At 45.9% G+C, this 20,129-nt stretch carries 19 protein-coding genes; 13 read left to right on the forward strand and 6 right to left on the reverse strand.

The genetic code is table 11. The annotated features are described in order from the left end of the window. On the forward strand, positions 1 to 1,128 hold the full coding sequence (locus VBY75_RS00820) for a sodium ion-translocating decarboxylase subunit beta (protein ID WP_222235546.1): 1,128 nt from the start codon (positions 1 to 3) through the stop codon (positions 1,126 to 1,128). Here VBY75_RS00820 and VBY75_RS00825 read toward each other — a convergent pair. Both VBY75_RS00825 and VBY75_RS00830 read right to left on the reverse strand, forming a co-directional pair. Continuing rightward, positions 1,125 to 1,298, reverse strand: a complete 174-nt coding sequence (locus VBY75_RS00825) for a hypothetical protein (RefSeq protein WP_167336995.1) — start codon at positions 1,296 to 1,298, stop codon at positions 1,125 to 1,127. The genes VBY75_RS00820 and VBY75_RS00825 overlap by 4 nt on opposite strands. A 9-nt stretch (positions 1,299 to 1,307) precedes the next feature. Continuing rightward, a complete protein-coding gene (locus VBY75_RS00830) occupies positions 1,308 to 3,908 on the reverse strand; it encodes a response regulator (RefSeq protein ID WP_416510610.1) in 2,601 nt (866 codons plus the stop codon). Positions 3,909 to 4,076: 168 nt separating this feature from the next. Between VBY75_RS00830 and gshA the strand changes: the two genes are divergently transcribed. Together gshA and VBY75_RS00840 are read left to right on the forward strand one after the other, a co-directional pair. Then, the gene (gshA, locus tag VBY75_RS00835; protein WP_222235544.1) at positions 4,077 to 5,690 is read left to right on the forward strand and encodes a glutamate--cysteine ligase; all 1,614 of its coding nucleotides are present in this window, start codon (positions 4,077 to 4,079) and stop codon (positions 5,688 to 5,690) included. Positions 5,691 to 5,816: 126 nt separating this feature from the next. After that, positions 5,817 to 6,455: a hypothetical protein gene (locus tag VBY75_RS00840; protein WP_054488398.1), complete on the forward strand. Its 639-nt coding sequence runs from the start codon at positions 5,817 to 5,819 to the stop codon at positions 6,453 to 6,455. Here VBY75_RS00840 and VBY75_RS00845 read toward each other — a convergent pair. Further along, positions 6,452 to 7,750, reverse strand: a complete 1,299-nt coding sequence (locus VBY75_RS00845; RefSeq protein ID WP_054488396.1) for an HlyC/CorC family transporter — start codon at positions 7,748 to 7,750, stop codon at positions 6,452 to 6,454. The genes VBY75_RS00840 and VBY75_RS00845 overlap by 4 nt on opposite strands. A gap of 68 nt (positions 7,751 to 7,818) precedes the next feature. After that, complete coding sequence (locus VBY75_RS00850) at positions 7,819 to 8,613, reverse strand: cytochrome C assembly family protein (protein WP_416511468.1); 795 nt, start codon at positions 8,611 to 8,613, stop codon at positions 7,819 to 7,821. Between the two features lie 158 nt (positions 8,614 to 8,771). Here VBY75_RS00850 and ffh point away from each other — a divergent pair, with 158 nt between their 5' ends. The 7 genes from ffh to tyrA all read left to right on the forward strand — a co-directional run bounded on the left by ffh (position 8,772) and on the right by tyrA (position 14,030). Continuing rightward, entirely contained in the window at positions 8,772 to 10,136 is a 1,365-nt protein-coding gene (ffh, locus tag VBY75_RS00855) for a signal recognition particle protein (protein ID WP_054488392.1), read from the forward strand. Between the two features lie 119 nt (positions 10,137 to 10,255). Next, positions 10,256 to 10,504 carry a 30S ribosomal protein S16 gene (rpsP, locus tag VBY75_RS00860; RefSeq protein ID WP_011234962.1) on the forward strand — a complete coding sequence of 83 codons (249 nt, stop codon included), beginning with the start codon at positions 10,256 to 10,258 and terminating at the stop codon, positions 10,502 to 10,504. A 28-nt stretch (positions 10,505 to 10,532) separates the two neighbouring features. Beyond that, on the forward strand, positions 10,533 to 11,057 hold the full coding sequence (gene rimM, locus VBY75_RS00865; protein WP_222235542.1) for a ribosome maturation factor RimM: 525 nt from the start codon (positions 10,533 to 10,535) through the stop codon (positions 11,055 to 11,057). An 11-nt stretch (positions 11,058 to 11,068) separates the two neighbouring features. Then, on the forward strand, positions 11,069 to 11,815 hold the full coding sequence (gene trmD / locus VBY75_RS00870) for a tRNA (guanosine(37)-N1)-methyltransferase TrmD (protein WP_278358834.1): 747 nt from the start codon (positions 11,069 to 11,071) through the stop codon (positions 11,813 to 11,815). A 32-nt stretch (positions 11,816 to 11,847) separates the two neighbouring features. Beyond that, complete coding sequence (gene rplS / locus VBY75_RS00875; RefSeq protein WP_054488388.1) at positions 11,848 to 12,207, forward strand: 50S ribosomal protein L19; 360 nt, start codon at positions 11,848 to 11,850, stop codon at positions 12,205 to 12,207. 72 nt (positions 12,208 to 12,279) lie between these two features. Beyond that, positions 12,280 to 12,891 carry a DNA-J related domain-containing protein gene (locus tag VBY75_RS00880; protein ID WP_222235541.1) on the forward strand — a complete coding sequence of 204 codons (612 nt, stop codon included), beginning with the start codon at positions 12,280 to 12,282 and terminating at the stop codon, positions 12,889 to 12,891. Next, positions 12,888 to 14,030, forward strand: coding sequence for a bifunctional chorismate mutase/prephenate dehydrogenase (gene tyrA / locus VBY75_RS00885; RefSeq protein ID WP_222235540.1), 1,143 nt, complete (start codon positions 12,888 to 12,890; stop codon positions 14,028 to 14,030). The genes VBY75_RS00880 and tyrA overlap by 4 nt, the downstream gene beginning before the upstream one ends. Positions 14,031 to 14,033: 3 nt before the next feature. Here tyrA and VBY75_RS00890 read toward each other — a convergent pair whose 3' ends face one another. After that, positions 14,034 to 14,393, reverse strand: a complete 360-nt coding sequence (locus tag VBY75_RS00890) for a response regulator (protein WP_199494633.1) — start codon at positions 14,391 to 14,393, stop codon at positions 14,034 to 14,036. A 78-nt stretch (positions 14,394 to 14,471) separates the two neighbouring features. On the opposite strand from VBY75_RS00890, the gene VBY75_RS00895 reads away from it, so the two are divergent. After that, positions 14,472 to 15,116: a cytochrome b/b6 domain-containing protein gene (locus VBY75_RS00895; RefSeq protein ID WP_054488380.1), complete on the forward strand. Its 645-nt coding sequence runs from the start codon at positions 14,472 to 14,474 to the stop codon at positions 15,114 to 15,116. On the opposite strand, the gene VBY75_RS00900 is transcribed toward VBY75_RS00895, so the two are convergent. Further along, a complete protein-coding gene (locus tag VBY75_RS00900; RefSeq protein WP_199494634.1) occupies positions 15,117 to 15,581 on the reverse strand; it encodes a c-type cytochrome in 465 nt (154 codons plus the stop codon). It abuts the gene before it with no gap. Between the two features lie 142 nt (positions 15,582 to 15,723). Here VBY75_RS00900 and VBY75_RS00905 point away from each other — a divergent pair, with 142 nt between their 5' ends. Together VBY75_RS00905 and VBY75_RS00910 are read left to right on the forward strand one after the other, a co-directional pair. After that, on the forward strand, positions 15,724 to 18,804 hold the full coding sequence (locus VBY75_RS00905; RefSeq protein WP_416510617.1) for an amidohydrolase family protein: 3,081 nt from the start codon (positions 15,724 to 15,726) through the stop codon (positions 18,802 to 18,804). Next, a complete protein-coding gene (locus tag VBY75_RS00910) occupies positions 18,804 to 20,105 on the forward strand; it encodes an amidohydrolase family protein (RefSeq protein WP_416510619.1) in 1,302 nt (433 codons plus the stop codon). The genes VBY75_RS00905 and VBY75_RS00910 overlap by 1 nt, the downstream gene beginning before the upstream one ends. The last annotated feature ends 24 nt before the right edge of the window (positions 20,106 to 20,129 follow it).

Below are 20,129 nucleotides of genomic sequence, written 5' to 3' on the forward strand. Positions count from 1 at the left end.
ATGGATAAGCTGCAGATCTTATGGGAAACCACTGGCATTGCCGCAATGACGTTCGGCCAACTCAGTATGATTGTTGTTGGTGGTGTGTTGTTGTACCTGGCAATTTCAAAGAAGTTTGAGCCGTTATTGCTGCTGCCAATAGGTTTTGGTGCAATTCTGGCAAACATTCCTTTAGGCGGTTTCACAGAGCCGGGTGGTGTTCTCTATTACGTTTATAGTATTGGCATCGATACGGGTATGTTCCCGTTGCTTATTTTCATGGGGGTTGGCGCATTAACCGACTTCGGGCCGTTATTGGCAAACCCCAAAATGCTATTTTTGGGTGGTGCTGCTCAGTTCGGTATTTTTGCAACCTTATTTGGAGCTATTGCCCTGAACGGAATTCCGGGCATTGAGTTTTCGATGTCGGATGCTGCTGCAATTTCTATAATTGGTGGGGCTGACGGGCCAACAGCGATTTTCCTGGCATCAAAGCTGGCACCTGATTTATTGGGGGCAATTGCTGTCGCGGCGTATTCGTATATGGCATTGGTACCTATTATCCAGCCCCCGATAATGAAGTTGCTAACCACTCAAGCTGAGCGTGAGATTAAAATGGAGCAACTGCGCCCGGTAGCTCGTCGTGAAAAGCTTTTCTTCCCGCTAATAGCTATGGGCCTGACGTTGTTGTTTTTACCTTCAGCAACGCCTTTGGTTGGCATGTTCTGTCTCGGAAATCTGATGCGTGAATCGGGTGTGGTTGAGCGTTTAACAAAAACCACTCAGAACGAGCTGATTAACATTGTGACCATCTTCCTTGGTTTGGCTGTTGGCTCTAAATTGCAGGCAGATCAATTTCTCAGTTTCCAAACGCTGGGCATCTTGGTATTAGGTGCGGTGGCATTTTCCATTGGAACCGCCAGTGGCATCTTAATGGCGAAGCTGATGGGCAAACTGAGTAAAGACCCGATTAATCCGTTAATTGGAGCCGCAGGGGTTTCAGCCGTTCCTATGGCGGCTCGGGTGGTGAATAAAGTTGGGTTACAGGCAAACCAGCAAAACTTCCTGCTGATGCATGCTATGGGCCCTAATGTCGCCGGAGTATTAGGTTCAGCAGTGGCTGCGGGCGTTTTACTGGCATTGGTTTAACGTCCGGTAAGAAACATCATCGCCGTGTAAAAAGCGGCGATGACAGCGCTTATTACTGCAATATATACAAAGCCTTTATAACCCTGTTTGATACTCCAGCCATTAGCGCGCAAATACAGCAACCAAAGCAGACTCAGTAATAACGGAATAATAAAAAAGTATCTTGTCATGGCAAGTCCTTAAGACTGATGTTGCTGAATGGCTTCTAAATCAACTGCTGCCTGATGGGCATAACGTAAACGCTTTTCCAGCTCTGTAATCTGGTCGGCAACTTTATCGATATTGCCTTCGGCCATAAACTGCTCTAAATCAGCCGCTTTATTTTGTAATTGTGTAAATCCAAGGTTAGCCGCTGCGCCTTTTAACGAATGAAAGTAACGACGAGCGCTGTCGTGCTGACCCCGGGTGATAAAATCAGAGACCTTGGTTGCGCTGCCCTGGTACGTTTCATAAAGCTGCTCAACCAGCTTAAGGTAAAGCTCTACGTTATACTGTAACCGTTTTAATGCGGTCTCAAATTCAATACCTTTCACCTGTGGTATACGAACGGGTGGCTTAGCCGGTTCATCCTCTTCAGTAGCGGCAGGCACTTCTGGCTGCTGATTATTCGTGTAGTCGCCGGGAACAGCCCATTTAATAATGGCTTTAATCAACTGCTGCTCATCAATAGGCTTGGCAATGTGCCCCTGCATGCCAGCGGCTAATGATCGCTCTTCATCACCACTCATTGCGTTGGCGGTCATTGCCAGGATAGGAAGCTGCTGATAGTTAAAGTCCGCACGTATGGTCCGGGCTGCTTTAAGCCCATCCATGACAGGCATCTGAATATCCATTAGAACCAAAGAATAATTTTTGTTGTGAACGGCCTCTACGGCTAACTGCCCATTTTCTACGATATCCACTTTGAACTTATGGCTTGTAAGAATTTCTCTGGCGACTTGCTGATTAATTTCATTGTCTTCTACCACCAAAATGGGGGCCCGCAGAATGCTCTCCGGGATACCGTCGCCGCTCTCTGCATCGCTTTCATCAGGGAGTTCACGTTGGAATAACGTCGAAGCCAGACTCCTACCCAAAGTTGACGCGGTAAAAGGCTTTGAAATGATGTCATTGACTCCCGCTTGTTTGGCCTTTTCCGATAACTCTTCGGCATAGTAACCCGTTGCCAGAGTCAGTTTAGGACGAACATCGTCTGCGTAACGTTCTGTTATTGTCTGGCAAAATTCAAGACCATCCATGCCGGGGAGACGCCAGTCAACTAATACTAATTGATAAGGGTTGTCCTCTTCTACGGACTGCTGGAAAACTTGCAACGCCTGTTCTGCAGTGCGGCAAACTTTTACATCAACCTGGTAACTGCGCAGCATTTCATACAACATTTCACGAGTACTTAAGTTGTCATCAATGGCAAGAATACGCACGCCGCTGAGCTTTTGCAGAAGATATTGATGGTGGCTGTTGTCTTGTTCTTTCTGTAGGGGGAGCTCCACTTCTATGTAAAAAGTTGAGCCTTGCCCAGCCGCACTGGTGACACCGATATCGCCACCCATAAGCAATATAAGGCGACGGGAAATAGCCAGCCCAAGGCCCGTTCCACCATATTTTCGGGTTGTCGAGGTATCGGCCTGGGTAAAGGCTTTAAACAGGTTGGCTCGCTGCTCTTCATCCATACCGATACCGGTGTCGGTGACGGAGATGCGCAACAAAACATTGTCTTTTGAGCTATCCAGCAAGTTAACGGCGACATTAATTTCGCCGTCTTCAGTGAACTTAATAGCGTTGCTAATGAGGTTAACCAAAACCTGATTCAGGCGCAGCGGATCGCCTATCAGGCGGGTGGGTATATTGGCCGGCAAATTAATGATAAATTCAAGATCTTTATCATAGGCCCGGTAGGCAAACATGTCTGCAAGAGAGGTTAGTACGTCCTGTAAATCAAAAGGAATTCGCTCAACGGTTAGTTTGCCGGCGTCAATTTTTGAAAAGTCCAGAATGTCGTTAATAACACCGAGAAGTGCCTGTGATGAGGAATCGATGACCTTTATATAGCGTTTCTGTTTTTGATTCAGTTCTGTCTTTAGACAAAGGTTTGCCATGCCCACAATGGCGTTAATTGGGGTACGAATTTCATGGCTCATGTTAGCCAGAAACTCGCCTTTTGACTGGTTAGCGCGTTCAGCTGTTTCTTTTGCTTTCTCCATCTCCTCAGCAACCGACTTAATACCAGAAATATCGTAGTAGCTGCCAAGGATACCAATAATGTTATGGTCATCATCGTAAAGAGGAACGCTGGAGTGCTCTACCCATTGGCTCTTATTGTCAACTTTTAGTTCTATTTCTGCGTTGACAGAAGGGGCTTTCTGGCTAAATGTCTTTTTATCTCTTTCCAGTAAAACGTCATTAGCAGAAAGTGATTCAATTTCGGCATCTGACTTACCAGTCAAAGACTCCGGTGCAACGCCAAAATCGTTGGCAAAAGCGCGGTTTCCGCCCAGCAGTTTAAGTTGAGGATCGCGCCAGTAAACTCGTGTTGGCAGGTCATTAAATACTTGCTCAAATAGTTGCAGTGAGTCGGACGACAGAAAGGGTTGGCGAAAAGGTGCGGTCAGAGCATTACGTCTCGACCACCACCAAATAACGACACCGATAATCAAACTGAACAATATCATTGCTACTAATACTGTGTCGCTCCAGGGTGCAGGCAATAGTGCGTACAACGCCAGACTGGTTACCTGAAGGATGACAAAAATTAGTTGTAAAAACGTCCAGAATGAGTTCATGGTTAATCCGTAACCGAGTGGTTATATAATCGGCATGTAGTCTGCCACGTTGAGCCTGAATCGCCAAGGTATGAACGCAAATTAACAGTGACAAACATAGACCTTTGAGCGAATTACCAGTAAGCTAATCGGCAGAAAACTATCCGCCTCAGTGAATGGAGTTGTCTTTTGCAAGCAACATTTCAAGCAGTTATCGAAAAGCTTAAGCAATCGGGTAAAACAGCAGTCTGGCAGGGCATCGGGCGTGGTATTGAGCGAGAAGCTTTGCGCATAAAAGAAAATGGAACGCTGGCACCAGGCGATCACCCGCAGGAGTTAGGAAAAACCCTGACTCACCCAACAATTACGACCGATTACTCAGAGAATCTGCTTGAGTTTATTACCCCAGTGGCAAGTAATATTGAAACCACACTTGAACAGCTTCGTGATATTCACCGGGTAACTTATAAAGCTATTGGTGATGAGCTGTTATGGCCAATGAGCATGCCTTGTTATATCGGGTCTGACGAGGATATCCGTATTGCTAAGTATGGTGACTCTCACTCCGGGCGAATGAAAAGTCTTTATCGCCGCGGTTTAACCTATCGTTATGGCGCCACTATGCAAGTCATTGCCGGTGTGCACTACAATTTCTCGGTTTCCGATGAAATGTGGGAAGAGCTGGCTGCGATTGAAGGCGTTAGCAATAGCCAGGATTTTCGCACTAATCAATATTTTGCACTGATTCGTAACTTCAAGCGCATAGCCTGGGTTATTCCTTATTTGTTTGGAGCGTCTCCGGCTTTGTGTAAGTCGTTTTTCTGCCAGACCAATAATGAGGAAATACTGAACAAGTGGAATTTCGAGACCGTTGGTAAAGGAACAGTCTATCTTCCTTATGGTACGTCATTACGAATGAGTGATTTGGGTTATACCAACAAAGAACAGGCAACGCTTAAGATAACCTACAACTCTTTGCAGGAATACGTTTCAGGATTACGTAAAGCCATTACAACACCGTCTCAACAGTTTTCGAAAATTGGTGTAAAAGTAGGCGACGACTACCGTCAACTTAACGATAATATTTTGCAGATAGAAAATGAGTTTTACTCACCTATCCGCCCTAAACAAACCGCGCATGACGGCGAAACACCAAGTCAGGCTCTTGAGCGAGGCGGTGTAGAATATGTTGAAATCAGAGCTCTGGATGTAAATCCGTTTAGCGATGTTGGTATTACCGCTCAGCAAATGCATTTTCTTGATTTGATGTTGCTGTATTGTTTGTTGCAACCAAGTGAAGACATGAGCTGGGAACAACAGCAACAAGCTGATAAGAACTTTACTAAAGTGGTTATGCAGGGTCGGGATCCGCGCCTGAGTCTGCAACAAAATGGTATTGACCGTTTAATGGCGGACTGGTTAGAAGAGCTGTTTGCTGACTTTACTCCGCTGGCAAAAGCTTTAGATGATAGTGCAGGTGATAAACGCTACCAAAACCATTTAGCTGATCTTTACGAGTGGGTTTTGAACCCGGAACGAACGCTTTCAGGCCAGATTTTAGGACTGCTTAAAGAACAAAATAGAGACAACAGCAGTTTAGGTATGCAATTAGCTAAGCAATACCGTGAGCAGTCTAATAATGAGCCACTAAGTTATTACGTGCAGAGTGACTTTACTAAATGGGCGCAAGAGTCGGAACAAGCTTTTGCAGACCGTTACAAACAAGACAATAAAGTTGACTTTGATACCTTTCTGGCAAATTATTTTAGTCAGGCGGCAAAGTCTGGTCAGGTATCTAACTGAAAGACATAAAAAAACGCAGCCCAAAAGGACTGCGTTAAACAAAACGTTCAGGGATGAACATGAATGCATTTTCTCAGTTACAACCTGTATTCAATTACTAAGAGTTTAATGAGTGAATAAAGTTCAATGGCAATAAAATATTTTTTTCCTATTCAGCCGAAACTGTTAACCAGTGCGCTGTTCATTGTGACGCTTAGCGGCTGCGCGACACCTCCACCGGCGAACCCGGAAAATGTCTGCCATATTTTTGAAGAGCATCGAGATTGGTATCACGCCGCTGCCGATGCACGTGAGCGTTGGGGAGTTCCCATTCATGTGCCAATGGCTATGATGTATCAGGAAAGCTCATTTAAGCATAATGCTCTGCCTCCGAGAGACTACTTGCTGGGCTTCATTCCCTGGGGAAGAGTCAGTTCAGCTTACGGTTATTCACAAGCTAAAACCATGACGTGGGAAGATTATCAACGAGAAACCGGTAATGGCTGGGCCAGTCGTGACGACTTTGAAGACGCGATTGACTTCATGGGTTGGTTTATTTCTAAAACGCACAAAATTAATGGCGTCTCAAAATGGGATGCTTACGGGCAATACCTTAATTATCACGAAGGTTGGGGTGGGTATCAGAGAAAATCTTATTTGAAGAAACCCTGGCTGGTTAAAGTATCCAGGGTAGTGAAAAGCCGCTCTATGACTTATGCCGCACAATTGAATAAATGCGAAGAAGATTTAAAACGCGGTTGGCTATGGCGATTGTTCTTTGGTTAATCATTAGATTGAACATCTGGTTTTCGGTAAAGCTTAGGCAAAACTCTGACTTGTTTGATCATGGTGTCGCCAATTTCGATGAGCTCTACCGGATAGCCGCCTAAACGTAGCGACAATCTGGAGTCAGGGATATCACCAAATTGTTCAATAATCAGACCGCTTAAGGTTTTAGGCCCGTCTATTGGAAAATCCCAATTCATTTCTTTGTTTAGCTCGCGTAAGTTAGCGGAACCGTCCACTAAGAAACTGCCATCGCTTTCCAGAGTAACGGATTCACTGGGAGCCGGCGCCATGGACGTAGTGAAATCACCGACAATTTCTTCAAGGATGTCTTCCAAAGTCACCAGACCCTGAATGTCGCCGTATTCGTCAACAACCAGGCCAATACGCTCTTTACGTCGTTGAAACTTTAATAGCTGAACATTCAGAGGTGTTCCTTCCGGAATAAAATAAGCGTCACGTGCAGCGCGGACTAAAATGGATTTATCGGCAGTAAACTGGTTTTTACTCATTAACCGCATAACATCGCGGGCGTGCAGGAATCCAATAGCATCGTCTATTTCATTTCGGTAAAGCAAAACGCGAGTGTGCTGGCCGTTTGATAGCTGTTTCACAATAGATTTCCAGTCGTCACTAATATCAATGCCGACAATCTCGTTGCGGGGGATCATGACATCCTCAACCGTGACTTTCTCAAGGTCTAGAATACTGACCAACATTTCCTGGTGCGAAGTCGGGATTAAGTTTCCGGCTTCGTTAACCACTGTGCGTAGCTCATCTGAACTCAAGGCGTCTGCCATTTGCGATTGTTTTGGGTTAACGCCCAGTAGTCGCATAAACGAATTGGTGATGAAGTTCATACCAATAACGATGGGGTACATGACTTTTAGTAGCGGCAGTAAAATAAAAGAGCTAGGGAATGAAATACGCTCAGGATGCAGGGCGGCTATCGTTTTTGGGGTGACTTCTGAGAAAATGAGAATAATTAAGGTCAAACCTAACGTTGCGATAAGGATCCCAGCGTCACCAAACCAGCGTAGACAAAGTATGGTGGCAATAGCTGATGCACCGATATTGACCAGGTTATTTCCAATGAGAATTAAGCCTATCAACCGATCAGGACGATCAAGAAGATACTGGACACGTTTGGCACCCGGGTGATTATTTTGTACTAAGTGGCGCAGCCGATACCGGTTGATAGACATCATGCCAGTTTCGGAGCCAGAGAAGTATGCGGATAAAAATATCAGTACGGCTAAAATCACGAGCAACATGCCCGTCGATATCTCGTCCAACGCGTTATTCCTTAATTAAACTGTGAATGTGACAATGTAGAGTTCTCAGCGATGAAGTCAAGTACCATTCAGGATAAGAGAAAATCTTTCACGAACCGACTGCCAAAATAACCCAGTGTAAGCAAAGTGCTGGCAATAACCGTCAGTACAACAATAATGCGTCCACGTAACCCCGATGCGCGATGTAAAATTACCGCAATTAAATAGAGAAGAGCGGCTAGGCTAGTCAGAATAGTTTTGTGTGCTTGTTGCTGTGCAAACATATCGTCCAAAAATACAAAACCTGAGCCAAGCGCAATAAATAAAACAAAGGTGCCTAAAGCCAGAAGGTTGAAGAAATATTTTTCGACGGTCATTAAGGGCGGTAGCTTGCTTAAGAGAATATGACCTTTTCTATTCTTAAGAACCCGGTTTAAGTAACTTGTCTGTAACGCGTAAAGAGTGGCTAAGGCTAAAATGCCGTAAGCAACCAATGACAAGGTAATATGAAAAACTAACCCATGCCCGGCACTAATATCAGCGCCCCAGTCAACCGGAGTGAAAACTAACAGCACGGTAGTCAGGGCTGAAAACAGATAAATAACAGGCTTTAGAAATAAATTACTGGCTTGATTATTTTTTAGCAAAGTCAGGGTGGCTATTAAAAAGGCCACAATAGCTAAGCTTGACGAGACATTAATGTGATCGAAGTCGTCGTAAGAAAGTTGCAGCAGGATGAGCCAACCATGGGCGATGACTGCCAAGGCAGCAGGTACAATTTGGTAAGTTGGGTGAAGCGTTTTGTTTTTAAGTATATTTCGCAGAATAACAAAAGCGCTGGCACTATAACCCAATAAGCTGATTAGCAACAATAAAGAGAGCATCACGCGCTCGAATTCCCTGATTCCTGTTGTTCGTAGTCATGAGTATACGATGTCAGTCAGTTAAACCCAATACTTACGGGGCGAAACTTTCTTGCAAATCAGATATACTGCCCCCATTACTATTTCCGTCAGAAATCGCAATATAAGAGACGATCGACATGTTTGAGAATTTATCGGAACGTTTGTCGCAAACGCTGCATTCTATTGGCGGCCGGGGCCGACTGACCGAAGACAATATTAAAGAGACGTTACGCGAAGTTCGCATGGCTTTACTTGAAGCCGATGTTGCTTTGCCTGTGGTCAAAGACTTTATTGGCAAAGTGAAAGAGCGGGCTGTTGGCACCGAGGTGAACAAAAGTCTCACGCCGGGTCAGGTATTTGTAAAAATTGTTCAGTCTGAGCTTGAAGCGGCAATGGGCGAGGCCAATGCTCCGTTGCAGTTAAACACTCAGCCACCGGCCGTTATTTTAATGGCGGGTCTGCAAGGTGCGGGTAAAACCACCAGTGTGGGCAAACTGGCCAAATATCTAACTGAACGCCAGAAGAAAAAAGTCATGGTAGTCAGTGCCGATGTGTATCGTCCTGCGGCTATTAAGCAGTTGGAAACGCTTGCTGAGCAGGTTGGGGTTGAGTTTTTTCCTTCTACGACAGAGCAGAAGCCGGTTGATATTGCTAATGCTGCCATTGCCCAGGCTCGTAAACAGTTTATTGATGTAGTGTTAGTGGATACCGCTGGTCGTTTAGCCATTGACGAAGACATGATGCAGGAAATTCAGCAACTGCACTCAGCCATCAACCCAATTGAAACGCTGTTTGTGGTTGACGCTATGACTGGTCAGGATGCGGCGAATACGGCCAAAGCATTCAGTGAAGCTCTGCCGCTAACCGGTGTTATTCTGACTAAGACCGACGGTGATGCGCGCGGTGGTGCTGCCCTGTCTATTCGTCATATTACCGGTAAGCCCATTAAATTCCTGGGTGTTGGTGAGAAAAACGATGCGCTGGAGCCGTTTCATCCTGACCGTGTAGCCTCCAGAATTCTCGGCATGGGCGATATGCTTTCTTTAATTGAGGAAGTTGAGCAAAAAGTCGATAAAGAAAAAGCTGAGAAGGTTGCTAAAAAAGTCATGAAAAAAGGCCAGTTCTCACTGGAGGATTTTCGTGACCAATTAGTTCAAATGCGGGAAATGGGTGGCATGATGGGATTAATGACCAAAATGCCGGGCATGGGTAAAATGACGGAACAAATGAAAGGTCAGATGGACGATAAAATGACCTTACGTATGGAAGCCATCATTAATTCGATGACCCCAAAAGAGCGGACCCGACCGGATGTTATTAAAGGCTCTCGTAAGCGCCGTATAGCGGCCGGCTCAGGTACACAGGTTCAGGACGTGAACAAATTACTTAAGCAGTTTACCCAAATGCAGAAAATGATGAAAAAAATGAAAGGCGGCGGCATGCAAAAAATGATGCGCGGCATGGGTGGAAAGTTACCTCCGGGAATGTTCCCCGGGCGTTAGGAAAAAGCGCGTCAAGCTTGCATTTGCAGTAAAAATCAGTAGAATTGCCGAGCCTTCCGACTCTGTCGGAGGGCTTTGCTATTTTTTACATTTACAAAACAGTTATATTGAGGAACGCAATGGTAACCATTCGTTTACAACGTGGTGGCGCTAAAAAACGCCCCTTCTACCAAATGGTAGTTGCTGACAGTCGCAATGCACGCGACGGTCGTTTCATTGAGAAAGTAGGATTCTTTAACCCTGTAGCTCGTGGTCAGGAAGAAAAACTTCGTGTTGATGTTGACCGCATTGAGCACTGGGTAAGCAAAGGCGCTCAGTTATCTGATCGTGTTGCTAAACTTGTTAAAGATGCAAGCGCTGCGGCGTAAGCATTAATAGATTCAGGTAGGTAAATTAATGCAGCAATCAGAACAAATCGTCGTTGGTCGCCTTGGTGCGGTGTATGGCGTTAAAGGCTGGTTGAAAGTGCAGTCATTTACTGATGATCCAGAATCGATATTTGAATACAGCCCTTGGTTACTTAGCCAGAAAACTGAGCGCGAAATGAAAGTTGTCGAGTGGCGTCGCCACAACAACGGACTTATCGCCAGGTTAGAAGGTATATCCGATCGTGATGAGGCTGCACGCCTTACTGGTGCGGATATCTGCATTACTGCAGATGAGTTACCGGCATTAGCTGATGACGAGTTTTACTGGCGCGACCTTATTGGTATGCGTGTAGTAAACACTAAAGGCTATGATATGGGTGTGGTTGAACAAATTATGCCCACTGCATCGAACGATGTGTTGGTCGTAAAGGCAAACAGCAACGACGGGTTCGGAAAGTCTGAACGTTTAATTCCCTTTATTCAAAGTGAGTATGTCACTGAGGTTAATAAGGAAGAGAAGCGTATTCAGGTTGAGTGGCCGTCAGACTTTTGATGAGTAAACCATTGCAGGTTGGCATCATCAGTTTGTTTCCTGAAATGTTTGCTGCAGTCACCGACTATGGTGTGACTGGCAGAGCAATAAAGGAAGGTTTGCTGACAGTGAGTGTTTGGAATCCTCGTGATTTCACGCATGATCGCCACAGGACTGTTGATGACAGGCCTTATGGCGGTGGTCCGGGTATGCTGATGATGGTGCAGCCACTTGTGGATGCTATCAATGCAGCAAAAAAAAGCCTGGGTGAGGACACTCCTGTTATTTATTTGTCACCACAAGGGCAAAAACTTGATCACAGCGGAGTGCAGCAGCTCTCCAAAAATGATCGAATGATTTTGATTGCTGGCCGTTATGAAGGCATTGATGAACGCGTTATTAAGCAGTACGTCGATGCGGAATGGTCGATAGGGGATTACGTATTAAGCGGTGGTGAGTTACCGGCAATGGTGCTTATTGACGCGGTTTCACGATTAATTCCCGGGGTGTTGGGACACCAGGATTCAGCGGCAGAAGACTCTTTTGCCAGCGGGTTACTGGACTGCCCTCACTATACTCGACCGGAAATTTATAATGAACAGCAAGTGCCGCCGGTTTTATTAAGCGGTGATCATGAAAAGATACGTCGCTGGCGTTTACAGCAGTCTTTGGGTAAAACCTGGCTGCAACGACCAGAGTTAATTCATAGCCTAGCTCTGACTGACGAGCAGGAAGCATTGTTGAACGAGTTTATCGCGCAGCAATCATCCAGCGAATAAAGTACAGTTTATCTAGGATAGGAGATACGAAAATGGCAAAAGTTAGCCAAAACATCATTAAGGCTCTTGAAGAAGAGCAGATGAAACAAGATTTACCTGAGTTTGCACCAGGTGACACTGTTGTTGTAAATGTAAAAGTAAAAGAGGGTAACCGCGAACGTCTTCAGGCGTTTGAAGGTGTTGTTATCCGTGTTCGTAATCGCGGTCTGCATTCAGCGTTCACTGTACGTAAAGTATCGAACGGTGAAGGTGTAGAGCGTACTTTCCAAACGCACAGCCCATTAGTTGACAGCATCAAAGTCAAACGTCGTGGTGCGGTACGTCGCGCGAAACTGTACTACTTGCGTGAGCGTTCTGGTAAGTCTGCACGTATCCGCGAGAAGCTGTCTTAAGCTTTTAGCAAAAAAACGAAATAGCAAAGAAAAACCCAGCCTTGTGCTGGGTTTTTTGTTAGTGTTTTAAAAATGAAAGAAGATATAGAAATACTGACGCAGATTTTGGCTGAGAACCTCAATACGCAGCCTCACTGGACTGAGCTTGAGCTTATAGAACGGCTGCAGTCTCAGCCCTATGAATTTTTTGACAAGGGCGCCTTGCGGGACCCCTTAACTCTGTTTCAAACGCATTTTTTATTGTTTCATTGTTTGTATAAATTACGTGAGCGCTGGCGTGAGCAGAAAAAGTATGAGCTTTTTATTCATACATTAAATATTGAATGCCAGCCCTGGCACAAAGGAACTTCTGCTTTATCTGAAAATGACCCATTGGCAGAGTACTACCTGGACTTAAATCAATTAAGTAGCACATCGGGAGCCGATGTCGAGTCAATGCTTGATGATTTTTGGCAACGAATGGGGCATTCTTCTGTAACGGCAGATATGCCAGTCGCAGAAGCCTGGCAGTTGATGGAAGTTGAACCACCGGCCAGTCGTGCACTGATTAAAAAGCAGTATCGAAAATTAGTGCATAAATACCACCCGGATAAAGGTGGAAGTGTTGCTAAGATGCAAAAAATTCAAAAGGCGTATCGCTGTATTACTGGTGTCATTAAAGAGGAACAAAGTAGCCACCCATGAGTCAAGAACCGGACAAACGATTATCAGAACTGCGTAATGCCATTGATGCGGCTGATAATGAGTTAATTGAAATTATTGCGCGTAGAGCTAAGCTAACGGCCGAAGTTGGTGAGGTTAAACGTTCATTGAAGCAGCCGCTTTATGTACCGGAGAGAGAGCGCTCTTTAGTGAAGGCTCGCAGAGTAAAAGCAAAACAGGCCGGTTTGTCTGAGGACTTAATTGAAGACGTCGTGCGCCGCATTATTCGTGAGTCATATCGCACGCAAACATCCCAGGCGGCAGCTACCTCCAGCCATCTTGAACGACCCGTTTTTGTGTTTGGTGGCGAGGGCGCTCTGGGGGCACGTTTGGTTGCTCAGTTAAGGCAAACAGGCTATCGGGTCATAACGATAGATAAAAACAATGAGTGGCCAACAGAGGATGAGTTAAGTCAGGCACAGTTAGTACTCATGAGTGTGCCTGTTAATAAGACTGCTGAACTGATAAGGCGCTTACCGCCGTTGCCCGATGATTGTGTCTTAGCCGATGTGACCAGCATTAAGGCTGCCCCTTTAAATGCAATGCTGGAGCAGCATGACGGACCGGTCGTCGGGTTACATCCCATGTTCGGGCCATCGGTACAGAACCTGGCAAAACAATTGGTTGTTGTTACTCATGGCAGGCAGCGGCAGCATTATCAGTGGCTGTTAGACCAATTTATTAACTGGGGAGCGCATTTACACGAGGTTGATGCAAATAAGCACGATGATGCTATGGGCTGGATACAGGCTATGCGCCATTTAAGTACTTTCGCTTATGGCGTTCATCTGGCATCAGAGCGGGTAGACATTAAGGAACTGCTAGAACTCAGCTCACCTATTTATAGGATGGAACTGATGATGATAGGTCGTTTGTTTGCTCAGAACGCAGAACTCTATGCTGATATCATCGCCGCAAATAAATCGCAGTTTTCCTCAATTAGACGTTATTTGCGCCGATTCTCTGAGATACTCGATGATATAGAAAATGGTAAGAAAGGAGACTTTGTTCTTCTTTTCGAAGAAGTTAGTCAATATTTTGGTGAATTTTCCAATCAATTTTTGCAGGAAAGTGAATCTTTGGTGCAACTGGCGGATGACCAAAGATTCAAACACGAATAATGTTTATGGCAGATATTCCGACATGAGTTCACTGAGTGCCTCCGGAGAAACAGGCTTATGCAGCGTGGCGTCCATTCCCGCCTCACGGCAAGCGCTCATTTCGCTGGCACTTTGGTGACTGGTAATAGCAATAATCGGTGTTGTTTTATGCTTTTCGGTCCGTCGCAAATGCTGACAGACTTCAGCACCGGACATATCGGGCATTTCATAGTCGAGAAAGATAAGCTCGGGTCCCTGTTCTGCCAAGTTTAAAGCTTCCTCTCCTGTCATTGCGACAAGCAGGTCAACCTCAAAGCTAGCCAGCATCGCTTTTAACACTTCGATACTGATAAAATCATCGTCAGCAATAAGAACTTTACGCATAGTCACTACCTATTTGCCATAATTAATTATACCCTAGCACTTAGCTGTTTATATTCCCAGTTATTTGGAGCTAACAATATGAAACAGAAAGGAAATTCTATTAAAGTATGGGACAGCTTTATCCGGGTGTTCCATGGCTTACTCATTGTTTTTCTGGGAGGGCTCTGGTGGACCGTCGAAAACGGCCGGATGGAGCTGCATAAAGATATTGGAGTGGCGTTATTGGCGTTACTTGTGGTCAGAATAGGTTGGGGCATTTTCGGTAGTGAGAATGCGCGTTTTCATGTTTTTTTGAAATCGCCAGCCGCTATTTTAAAGCATTTGAGAAGGCTGTTCAGTGGTGCTTATGAAGCCGAAAATACGCACAGCGTAGCCGGTGGATGGGCGGTTGTTTTAATGCTGGCGTTGTTGTTAAGCCAGGTGATGACGGGGCTATTTTCAACAGACGGGATTTTGTTTTCCGGTCCATTATCAAACTGGTTGTCATCTGATGGGCAAAAAGCAGTAACCAGCTGGCATAAGAGTCAGTTTGACGTCATATTAGTGGTGATTGCCATCCATATTCTGGCCGTGGTTTTTTACCGCTTTAAAGGAACGCCTCTTATTGCGTCAATGGTACACGGTTACCGCATAACCAAACAGCAAGCCCCTAACCTAAAACCCGGTTGGCAGGGCATGATATTAGCGGTTGCTGTTTGGCTCGTTTTAATGTTGTTGCTTTAATCAGTCTTTATAATTGTCGTGACAACCTTTACAGGTTTTCGCGGCATCCATAAATACAGGTTTAATTGAGTCAATTGAACCTTGCTGGCTGACTTCAGAGAGTTTTGCTGCGTATTCTTGTAAGTCGTTAGCGCGCTGCTGAAAATCTTCCCAGTTGTCCCAAATTGCGGTCAGTGCATCGGAGTTGTCCCCCGGCATAGCACCTTCAACGGCGAAGCCGGACCATGGAATGCTGGACATTTTTTCAAAGTCGTCGGCACGGCGTTGGAAGAAGTCAGCATTGTATTCAACTTCGCCTTTAACCATGGCTGCCATAGCGGCAAAATTCTGTTGCATAACGGACAGGGCTTTTTGGCGGTACTCTACGGCTTTATCGCCGTCGTTAAAGGCGTTTTCATCGGCAGAAACGTTAAACGAAAGGCCCATAAAGCCTGCTATAGCCGTTATTAATAATTGTTTTTTCATCGAAAACACTCCGGTTTGTTGAGTTCACTGATCGTTAATAATACACGATCTGTCGGTTAATGCTTGTCACCTCTATATATAACAAAGTAACTTGTCTTATGGGACAACCAGACTAAAAATAAGTCAAAATGGGGAACAATTCATGAAAAAAGTGCATCAGCTCAGTGCTTTGACGTTAGCAGTAACGTCTGTACTGACCGCTTCGGTTGCGGCTGATCAAACTTCCCGGACTAACGGGATGCGAGATAACACGCCGAGTCTGACCGCGATACAAAACGCAACAATCATAACCGAACCAGGCAAGTCTATTGAGAACGCGACTCTGGTTATAGAAAATGGCACCGTCCAGTCTATTGAGCGCAATAATCGTGCGCCGGCGGGTGCAAAAGTCATTGACGGAACTGGTTACACTATTTATCCAGGCTTTATTGACCCTTACGGAAGCTACGGTATAAAAGCGAGCGCCGAGCAAGAACGTTCGGATGCGCCAATTTATAATAATGAACGTGAAGGTGGTAATGCGGCCAATGACGCTATCCACTCACAAAAGCGTTGGTTTAGTGAGTTTAAAACGAACTCCGACGATGCGAAAAAGTGGGTTTCACAAGGTTTTACCAGTGTTCAGTCAGCAAATCTGGATGGTATTTTCCAGGGGCGTGCCGTAACGGTTTCGCTTGCTGATAAAATACCGAACGACGTCATTTATCAAAGCGAAGCCAAACATTTCGGTTCTTTTGACAAAGGTTCATCGCAGCAACAATATCCTTCGTCTTTAATGGGCAGTATTGCGTTAGTTAGACAGACGCTTTCAGATGCTAATTGGTACGAAAATTCTTACGGTAAACAATCACACAACCAACCGGTTGAGTTTAATGCGGCTCTGGATTCGTTGACGGACATTGAAAGTACCGGAATCGTTTTTAAAGTCAGTGACGAAAAATCACTATTGCGAGCTGATGATGTCCTTGACCAATTTGATGTCCCTTCCATTTATGTCGGTTCAGGTTATGAGTATTCTCGTCTGGAAGCTGTGAAAAACGCGGGTAGCGATTTGATTCTGCCGCTAAACTTTCCGGCTGCACCAGAAGTGGGTGACGTTGACGGCCATCTGGATGTCGATTTAGCCAAACTGCGTCATTGGGAGCGCGCACCTTCTAACCCGGCAATGTTAGCTGAAGCTGGTGTTAACTTTGCGTTGACTCTGCATGACCTGGAGAAATCGGAAAGCTTCTGGCCTAACCTGCGTAAAGCCGTTAAGCATGGTTTAAGTGAAGACAAAGCTCTAGCTGCTTTAACAACGGTCCCGGCAAAAATTGCAGGTGTCGAAGACAAAGTGGGTAAGCTGGCACAAGGCTATATGGCCGACTTTGTCATGGTAAAAGGCGATTTGTTCGAAGACGGTACCATTCAGTCGGTCTGGTTACAGGGTGAAGAAAACGAACTGGTATCCAGAGATAAAGTCGACTTTGTTGGCACTTACACTATCGACTGGAATGATCGCGATGTTGAAATCTCGATTAAGCCAGGTCCAGTGCTTACTGGTGAAGTGAACGTTGGTGAGCAGTCTAGTGGGTTGCGTAATGTTCAGTCGGGCACTGAGTCTTTATCCTTTGTTGCTGACCTGGACATAGAGCCTGCGGGTAACTGGCGCTTTAAGCTAGTGCCTGAGGCACAGCAAACATTTGCTGTAACGGCGGTTTCTCCAGCGGGTGAAGAAGTCACCTTACAGGCGCAGATGGATGCACCTGAAGGTGCCACTGAAACTCCAGAAGAAGATAGCCAGGTTGAATACGTCAGTGAGCTGACTTTCCCTAATGTTGCTTATGGTCTGGATGGCTTGCCAGAGCGTCAGGATGTGCTTATTCGCAACGTAACTGTATGGACAGCCACTGATGATGGCATTTTGGAAGAGACGGATGTCTTGGTCCGAAACGGTGAGTTTGCGGCTATAGGCGATAACCTGTCGGCTCCTTCCGGCGTCACAGAAATTGACGGTGCAGGCATGCATTTAACTCCGGGCATCATCGATGAGCATTCGCACATTGCTATAGAAGGTGGTGTGAACGAAGGTTCCGAGGCTGTGACTTCGGAGGTCAGAATTGGTGACGTGGTTAACCCGGACGATATTCACATCTATCGCTCGTTGGCCGGTGGTACAACTATGGCGCAATTGCTTCATGGTTCAGCCAACCCAATTGGGGGCCAGGCGCAGGTTATTAAACTACGCTGGGGTACCGATGCCAATATCATGAAGTTTGATGCTGCACCGGAGTCGATTAAATTCGCATTAGGTGAGAACGTTAAGCAGAGTAACTGGGGCGACAATATGACGGTTCGCTACCCACAAACTCGACTGGGTGTTGAGACTATCATGCGCGATGCTTTCCAGGCTGCACTTGAGTACCAGCAGCGTAAACAAGCTTATGACCGTATGAGCCGTTCGGAGCGTAATAAGGTTTCTGCTCCACGTCCGGACTATCGCCTGGATACGCTATTGGAGATTTTAAACAGTGAACGCTTTGTTCATGCTCACTCTTACGTTGCTTCAGAAATTCTGATGTTAATGGAAGTGGCTGAGGATTTTGGCTTCACGCTGGATACCTTCACCCACATTCTTGAAGGCTACAAAGTTGCTGATGAAATGGCTGCACATGGTGCCAGCGGTTCAACTTTTGCTGACTGGTGGGCGTATAAGTTTGAAGTTTACGACGCTATTCCACATAACGCGTGTTTGATGAAAGAGCGTGGTGTATTAACCAGTATTAACTCGGACAGCAACGACTTGCAGCGCCGTTTGAATACTGAAGCAGCTAAGTCAGTTCGTTACTGCGGTATGGAGCCACACGAAGCGCTGAAAATGGTGACGATTAACCCGGCCAAACAGCTAAAAGTTGATAACTATGTCGGCTCTATCGAAAAAGGCAAGCACGCCGACTTTGTTTTATGGAGTCATTATCCTTTAAGTGCGTATGCCCGCGCAGAGCAGACTTGGATAAATGGTCGTAAGTTCTTTGATCGTGAGCTGGACAAGCAACGTCAGCAAGCCGTTAAAGAAGAGAAAAACGCACTTATCCAGAAAGTTTTAGCAGCAGGTGATGATGCTAAGCAGGGTGCTAAAGATGGTTATAAACCGGAACAGCCAACCTGGCACTGTGATACTGAGCATGATTTTTGGCTGGATCACTTTACCGGTAAAGGGCATCAGCACGGAGGACAACACTAATGAATAAACTACTTACCACTGTTAGTGCCGCATTAGTTAGTGCGCTGACGCTGAATAGTGCAATGGCACATGATGAAGTTCCGGGTGAAAAGCAGCAGGCTCCTGTTGTGCTTCAGGGAGGAACTCTGCACACGGTATCTAATGGCGTACTAACCGACTCAGACTTAGTTTTCGAGAATGGGGAAATTACCGCTATTGGTCGTGATGTCAGTATTCCCCAAGGTGCCGAGGTAATTGATATTTCAGGAAAACACGTTTATCCAGGCGTTATTGCAATGGATACAACAATTGGTTTGAATGAAATTGAAGCGGTACGTGCTACACGAGATGCTCGCGAAGTGGGTGACATTCACCCGGAAGTAGCAGGGCACATTGCGTTTAACGCCGACTCGGAAATTATACCGACCGTACGTTATCACGGCATTACTCATGCTCAGGTAGTGCCTGAAGGCTCGCTTGTGGCTGGCCAGTCGTCGTTAATGCACCTCGATGGCTGGAATTACCAGGATGCGCTGGTTGCCGGTGAGCTGGGCGTACACATTTCCTGGCCACGGACATACGTTGTTAATACCTGGTGGGAACGTCGTTCTGCCGAAGAGCAGCGTAAAGCCAATGAAGAAAATCGGCAGAAGCTGATGAAAGTATTTGCCGGTGCTAAAGCTTACTACGACGCCAAGCAGGCTGATCGCGCTATTGATTTAGACCAGCGCTGGGAAGCTATGCTGGGACTGTTTGATGGCAGCAAAAAGCTGTATGTTCATGCTGATGACAAGCGTCAGTTAGAGCAGGCCATTGATACCGCTCAGGAGTATGGGTTTGACTTGGTATTGATGGGCGCCAGAGATGCGTGGCGTATTGCCGACGAACTCGCCGAGCTGAATGTTCCGGTTGTTTTTGGCTCTCCATATGGTCTGCCAGGTCGTGACGATGAAGGTTATGATCAAGACTTTTCATCACCGGCTCGACTTGCAGAGGCGGGAGTGAACTTTGCGATTTCTTACCCTGGCTATTGGGACGTGCGTAACTTGCCTTTTGCGGCTGGTAATGCAGTCGCATTTGGTCTGGATCAGCAACAAGCGCTCGCGGCAATCACATTGAAACCTGCAGAGATTCTTGGGGTTGCGGATAAACTGGGCTCGCTGGAAGTCGGGAAAAGTGCCTCACTTAGTGTATCGGAAGGTGACTTACTGGACCCTATTGGGCAAAAGTTAACGCACCTTTATATTGACGGACGTAAAGTGAGCTTAAGTAGCCGCCATACCGAACTCTACGAGAAGTATCGCCAGAAACCATCTGAATAAAGACAATGTTTTAGTTAGGCAAAC

The sequence above is a fragment of the Idiomarina sp. HB genome (assembly GCF_048059115.1).
Taxonomy (GTDB): Bacteria; Pseudomonadota; Gammaproteobacteria; order Enterobacterales; family Alteromonadaceae; genus Idiomarina; species Idiomarina abyssalis.

Bases quoted from the DNA above. Each gene is read 5' to 3' on its own strand.
- VBY75_RS00820 (WP_222235546.1), top strand. From the start codon at position 1: ATGGATAAGCTGCAGATCTTATGGGAAACCACTGGCATTGCCGCAATG.
- VBY75_RS00825 (WP_167336995.1), bottom strand. From the start codon at position 1,298: ATGACAAGATACTTTTTTATTATTCCGTTATTACTGAGTCTGCTTTGG.
- VBY75_RS00830 (WP_416510610.1), bottom strand. From the start codon at position 3,908: ATGAACTCATTCTGGACGTTTTTACAACTAATTTTTGTCATCCTTCAG.
- VBY75_RS00840 (WP_054488398.1), top strand. From the start codon at position 5,817: ATGGCAATAAAATATTTTTTTCCTATTCAGCCGAAACTGTTAACCAGT.
- VBY75_RS00850 (WP_416511468.1), bottom strand. From the start codon at position 8,613: ATGCTCTCTTTATTGTTGCTAATCAGCTTATTGGGTTATAGTGCCAGC.
- ffh (WP_054488392.1), top strand. From the start codon at position 8,772: ATGTTTGAGAATTTATCGGAACGTTTGTCGCAAACGCTGCATTCTATT.
- rpsP (WP_011234962.1), top strand. From the start codon at position 10,256: ATGGTAACCATTCGTTTACAACGTGGTGGCGCTAAAAAACGCCCCTTC.
- rimM (WP_222235542.1), top strand. From the start codon at position 10,533: ATGCAGCAATCAGAACAAATCGTCGTTGGTCGCCTTGGTGCGGTGTAT.
- rplS (WP_054488388.1), top strand. From the start codon at position 11,848: ATGGCAAAAGTTAGCCAAAACATCATTAAGGCTCTTGAAGAAGAGCAG.
- VBY75_RS00880 (WP_222235541.1), top strand. From the start codon at position 12,280: ATGAAAGAAGATATAGAAATACTGACGCAGATTTTGGCTGAGAACCTC.
- tyrA (WP_222235540.1), top strand. From the start codon at position 12,888: ATGAGTCAAGAACCGGACAAACGATTATCAGAACTGCGTAATGCCATT.
- VBY75_RS00890 (WP_199494633.1), bottom strand. From the start codon at position 14,393: ATGCGTAAAGTTCTTATTGCTGACGATGATTTTATCAGTATCGAAGTG.
- VBY75_RS00895 (WP_054488380.1), top strand. From the start codon at position 14,472: ATGAAACAGAAAGGAAATTCTATTAAAGTATGGGACAGCTTTATCCGG.
- VBY75_RS00900 (WP_199494634.1), bottom strand. From the start codon at position 15,581: ATGAAAAAACAATTATTAATAACGGCTATAGCAGGCTTTATGGGCCTT.
- VBY75_RS00905 (WP_416510617.1), top strand. From the start codon at position 15,724: ATGAAAAAAGTGCATCAGCTCAGTGCTTTGACGTTAGCAGTAACGTCT.
- VBY75_RS00910 (WP_416510619.1), top strand. From the start codon at position 18,804: ATGAATAAACTACTTACCACTGTTAGTGCCGCATTAGTTAGTGCGCTG.